This is a genomic window from uncultured Anaerococcus sp. (assembly GCF_963510575.1).
Lineage (GTDB): Bacteria > Bacillota > Clostridia > Tissierellales > Peptoniphilaceae > Anaerococcus.
The window spans coordinates 1-5,534 of the sequence record NZ_CAUPFR010000102.1 but is presented as its reverse complement, the minus strand read 5'-3'; the positions used below and the strand labels follow the sequence as shown (position 1 = coordinate 5,534).

At 33.8% G+C, this 5,534-nt stretch carries 4 protein-coding genes and 1 pseudogene; all 5 read right to left on the bottom strand.

The window, feature by feature from the left end; translation table 11 throughout:
• On the bottom strand, positions 1 to 585 hold a 585-nt coding region (locus tag RQ907_RS07245; protein ID WP_311492706.1), incomplete at its 3' end, for a methionyl-tRNA formyltransferase.
• Entirely contained in the window at positions 578 to 1,063 is a 486-nt protein-coding gene (gene def, locus RQ907_RS07240; RefSeq protein ID WP_311492705.1) for a peptide deformylase, read from the bottom strand. The genes def and RQ907_RS07245, both read right to left, overlap by 8 nt.
• A gap of 85 nt (positions 1,064 to 1,148) precedes the next feature.
• Complete coding sequence (gene smc / locus RQ907_RS07235; protein ID WP_311492707.1) at positions 1,149 to 4,646, bottom strand: chromosome segregation protein SMC; 3,498 nt, start codon at positions 4,644 to 4,646, stop codon at positions 1,149 to 1,151.
• Between the two features lie 10 nt (positions 4,647 to 4,656).
• Positions 4,657 to 5,247 (bottom strand): hypothetical protein, encoded by a 591-nt coding sequence (locus tag RQ907_RS07230; protein ID WP_311492704.1) that lies wholly within the window; start codon positions 5,245 to 5,247, stop codon positions 4,657 to 4,659.
• 72 nt (positions 5,248 to 5,319) lie between these two features.
• A pseudogene (locus RQ907_RS07225) lies at positions 5,320 to 5,534 on the bottom strand (radical SAM protein); the annotation flags it as partial.

Here is a 5,534-nt window from a genome sequence, read left to right as displayed (position 1 = left end):
ATCTTGGTCAATCCTATTATTATAAACTTCATCGAAGTTTAATATCGCATCCCTAATGGCTTCTGCACCGATTTTGCCAAGTTTGTCTTCAAGGTCAAAATAATCATCACTTGGGTCAACGTCCATTTCTCTTTGGATAAGGATATCCCCGGAATCCATCCCTTTTTCTATTAACATGACAGTTGCAGCTGTTTTTTTATCTCCATTTAGGAGGGTAAACTGCATAGGACTTGCTCCCCTGTAAAGAGGAAGTAGAGATGGGTGGAGGTTTATTATCCTGTCCTTAAAACCATTTAAAAGGACGTCTTTGATTAGCTGGCCAAAGGCAACTACAACAATGTAGTCAATTTCTAGGTCTTTTAGCATATTTACAAAGTCTTCAGTGTTAACAGTATCTGGTGTTACAACCCTAATGCCGTTTTCTTCTGCATATTTTTTGACAGGTGTTGGACTAAATTTATTTCTTGACCTTTTCTTGTCTTTGCCAGATACAACAAGCTTCAAGTTTATATTTTCATCTTTATAAAGAATATCCAAAGTCTGCAAAGCAAACTTTGGATTACCCATAAAACATATATTAATCATCTATTTCTACCATTTCTTCTGGTTTGTACTCTTCGATATACTTATCCTTAAACAAGATACCGTTGAGGTGGTCTATTTCATGGCAAAGGATGACTGCTGGAAAACCATGGGCATCCCAAATCTTTTCTTCGCCATTTTCATCTAAATATTTAACCTTTACATGCTCTGGTCTTTTGACGGTCGCATTAAAATCGGGTATAGAAAGGCAACCTTCTACCCCTATTTGTTCTCCATCCATTTCTAAAATTTCTGGATTTACAAGCTTAACTAGGCTGTTTTCCCCATCTCTAGGGTCCACAACAATAACCCTTCTAAGATTGCCAACTTGTGGGGCTGCAAGGCCTACACCATCAGCTTCGTACATGGTCGCTGCCATGTCGTCTAAAAGGACTCTAATCCTGTCTGTTACTTGATCAACTTGTCTTGAGATCTTTCTTAAAATCGGATCTCCGTCTATTCTTATATTTCTAATTGCCATACTTCCTCCTTTGGAAAAACTCCTAGAATTTATCTGCAATTTAATTTATCTTATCCTAAATATTCTACTATTTTTGGGCTTTTAATCAATTACTAGCAAAACCAATGGAATATAGTTTCGAAATTCCCTCATCATCTATGGTTACGCCGTGGATTTTTTCTGCCAATTGCATAGTTGTTTGCCTGTGGGTAATCATAATAAATTGAGTATTGTCAGATAGACCTTTTAGATATTCTATATATCTTTTGATATTGGCTTCATCAAGGGCAGCATCTATCTCATCTAGGATTGAGAATGGTGCTGGGTTTTGCTCAAAAATCGCAAATAGTAGGGCCACAGCTGTGAGTGCCTTTTCACCTCCGGATAGAAGTGAGATTGACTTTAGGGACTTGCTTGGTGGTTTGGCTTCGATTTCAACACCTGCTGTTAAAAAGTCTTCGCTATCAAGGATTAGCCTTGCGTCCCCACCCATGAAGAGGATTTTAAAAATCTTGGTGAAATTTTCATTAATTACAGCAAAATTTTTAGAAAACTCGTCCTTCATTTCTTTTTCAAGTCGTACGATCATTTTTTCTATATCTGCCTTTGAATTTTTGAGGTCAGAAACCTGGTCTTTGATAAAACTTACTTCCTTATCGACAGTGTCGAAGTCCTCGAGAGCTGTTTCCGTAAAAAATCCTACTTCATTTATCTTTTTCTGAATATTAATCAAGTCTGTCTTTGTAGGATTAATTCTCTCTTCTTCCTTAAACTTTTCTGCCAAATCATCAAGACTCATGGTAATATAAGGGCCAACTTCATCTTCCAAATTTTTATAATTCTCGTTAGCATTATCTAATTTATAGGAAAGTTTTACCCTTTCTATATCTAGGTTTTTAAGCTCGTCTTCAAACTTCTGATTTTCTTCGATGAGTTTTATATTTTCCCCTTCTCTTAGCTTGAGACTTTCTTGAAGTTCTTCAATGACTGACTTTAGGTTTTCGGCTTCTTTTTTATATAAAGCTATTGATTTATCGAGATTTTCTGCATTTCCCTTAGAAGCTTCTAGGTCTTCTTCTAGCTTTGCCAATAATTTTTCTTGGATTCTTTTATTTGCCCTTATATCTTCCAAATTATTTTTCAAATTAGCTAAGCTATTTTCCTCAAGACTCTTATCCCTCTTTGCTATTTCCAATTTATTTGTAAGGGTGATTAGGGTTTCCTTTATGAGATTAAAAGCACCTGATTTTTCTTCTAAGTCCTTATTTTTTTGACCAAGAATATTTAAAAGTATTTCTTCATCAGCTTTTAACTTATCTATGTCAACACCACTTTCCCTTTCTTCATAGTCAAGTCCATCCCTATCCAAATCTAACCTTTGTTGGCTAAGGGATTCGATTTTTAATTTTAGTCTTTCTATGATGTTTGTGAGATCTTTCTTAGCTTCCAACTTATTTTCATAAGTACTTCTAAATTCTATAAGGGAATTTTTATTTCTTTCTAGGTCTAAATTTATTTCTGCAAGCTTATCTTCAAGGGATTTTTGCTTTTGATTTAAGTTTTGAATTGACTTTTCAAGGTCTGCTAATTTTTTCTTCCTATTCAGGAGGTTTGTTGACGAACGTTTATTTTTATTTGTTCCTGCAACCCTGGAACCCCAGGTATTAATAATATCTAATTTTAAACTTATAATCCTATAGCCCTTTATTTTTTTTGAAAGGGAAATAGCTGCATCTATGTCTTTTACAACCACAGTAGAACCTAGAAAATGTCCAATTATACCAGTAAGTTTCTCATCATATCCCACTAATTCATAGGCCATGGATATAACTTCAGGTTCACTTGGTTTTTCCTTCACAGCGGAATTTATTGAATCAATAGGCAAGAATGTTAATCTGCCAAGCTTTTCCCTATTTACAAAGTTTATTAATTCTCTAGTGTCTTCCTTAGTCCTTGTGACTATATTTTGAAGTCCAGCACCTATTAGGTTATCAATAATTTCCTCGTAACCAATCCTTACCGAAATCAAATTAGCAAGGGTATCCAAATAAAATCCAGCCAAGCCATTTACCTTGGTTTTTTTTAGGAAATCTTGAACTGGATAAAAGTATCCCTGGTTATTTTCCAAAAGATTTTTTTCTATTTTATAATCAGAAAGCATGGACTTCATATCAAGTTTTAAGTTATTTAAACTTGATGTTGTTTTGTTTGACTCTTCGGTCAATAAAGTTATTGCCTCTCCAAGCTTTCTTATTTTCCCTTCTTCTTCTAAAATCTCGCTAGACAAGATCTCTTCATTTGATTCCAATTCTTCTAATTGGTTTTTTAAACCACTAATTTCATCGTCAAGCTTTTGGATTTTTATCTTTTTTTCTTCAAGGTCTTTTTTTCTTTTTTCGTCTATAATAGCCTTTGATTTTTCAAAGACTTGGTAGTCTATAATTTTAGCCTTAATTTCTTCGTAAGAATTTTGATCCTTAGAAATTTCTTCATTTAAAAGCCTGATTTCTTCTTCAAGCCCAGACCTAGCTTCTTTTTTATCTTTCAAATCTTTTTCTATTTCAAAAATGGATTCTACCAAAGTTTTAAGATTTTTTTGCTTTTCTTCTAGGGACTTAGCTTCTTTTATAAAATTATTTTCAAGGCTTTCGAGGATCTGACTAATTCTTGCCTTATCTTTTTCATCATAGTCAAGCTTTTGTTCATTTAGTTTTATGCTTGAATTTGCTTTTTCAATATTTTTCTCATAGGAAGATAGGTTTGCTATTAAATTGTCTAATCTTTCCTTATCGAGGTCATACTCTTTTCTAAATGGGCTAAGCTTTTCCCTTATTGATGAGTTTTGGCTTTCTAATTCATTAATTTTTTCGTCTAGGTTTTTTATTTGAATTTTTAAGGAATCTCTTTTTTTAATCATGTCATAGGACTTATTTTTTAAATAAAAATAGGATTTTTTATTTATTTCATCTGTTAAGTCCCTATGCTTTAGGTAATTTTCCTTGTAAGTTTTTAAAAGCTTGTAGTCTTTTTCCTTATATTCTAATTCCTTTTCGATAATTTCAAGGTCATTATTTACTGCTTCTAGCTTTTTACTAGCCTCATCTCGCCTATACTTATGCTTGGATATACCAGAAGCTTCTTCGAAAATCGCCCTCCTATCCTTTGGAGAAGACAAAATTATTTCATCAATCCTGCCCTGACCTATAATCGAATAACCTTCCTTACCACCACCAGTATCTAAAAATAATTCTCTAACATCCTTTAGTCTGACTCTTTTATCATTAATCTTATATTCATTTTCTCCAGACCTATAAATCCTACGAGTGATAGCTACCTTTTCGTAAGGAAGATCTAACTTCTTATCTTCATTAGAAAAATTTAGGCTAACTTCAGCTATATTCATGGCACTCTTGGCACCTGTAAAGATAACATCCTTCATATTTGCACCACGCAAACTTTTTATTGATTGCTCGCCAAGAACCCACCTTACGGCATCAGAAATATTAGACTTGCCTGAACCATTAGGTCCAACAACAGCTGTTATCTGGCTATCAAATTTTATTTTTGTCTTTTCTGCAAAGGACTTAAAACCCTTTAGCTCTATACTTTCTAGTCTAATTTAAATCACCACCGTACTTTTTTTCTACATAAGATTTTATAAAAGCTTGTAAATCTAAACTTATTTTCCCTTTATCATTTTCCAAATAAAATGATTCAGCATTCACAAAGGCCATTTTAATCTTATACTTGTCATAAAAATATTTTTTATTGGACTTTTTGTTACCTGTTATAAGAGAAATATCCTTGGATTTAGCGTGAATAAGGATATCTCCCCTTATATTTTCACTCTTAATAATTTCTTCAAGGTAGAGCCTATAAATATAAGACTCTACAAGTTGCCTCATCGCAGCATGAAAAGGCCCTGCAACCACATCTGCGCCTTCGTTAATATTATCTGTTGGCTGAAGACCTATTCTTATAACATTTATATTTTTGTAAGTAAAAATCATTAAGACTTCTGCTGATATCTCCACAGCCTCTGCTAGGGTCAATGGCTGGTAAAGACCTGCTTGGTAAAGTTTTTCTAGCTTGGTATCCTTAATTACAAGAGTCGGATAAATCCTAGCTATATCTGGTCTCATTCTCGCAGACTCAAGGGCGGTTGCGATAATTCTCTCCCTATTATCTTTATACAAGCCTGGCATAACTTGATGGCCCAAAGTAAAACCATATTCTTTTATAAGCTCGCTTGCTCTTTTAGAATCAAGGGCAGAGTGTCACCTCTCATTGGCTTTCAAAACTTCATCTTCAAAGGATTGGATGCCTAATTCAATAGTATCCACTTGATAAGATTTTAAAGTGTCTAGAATGGAATTATTTATATAATCAGGTCTGGTTGAGAGTCTGATTCTATCAATAATGCCCTTCTTTTTATATTGACCAGCGATTTCCAAATAAGAAACCATGGTCTCATAAGGAAGACCTGTAAAAG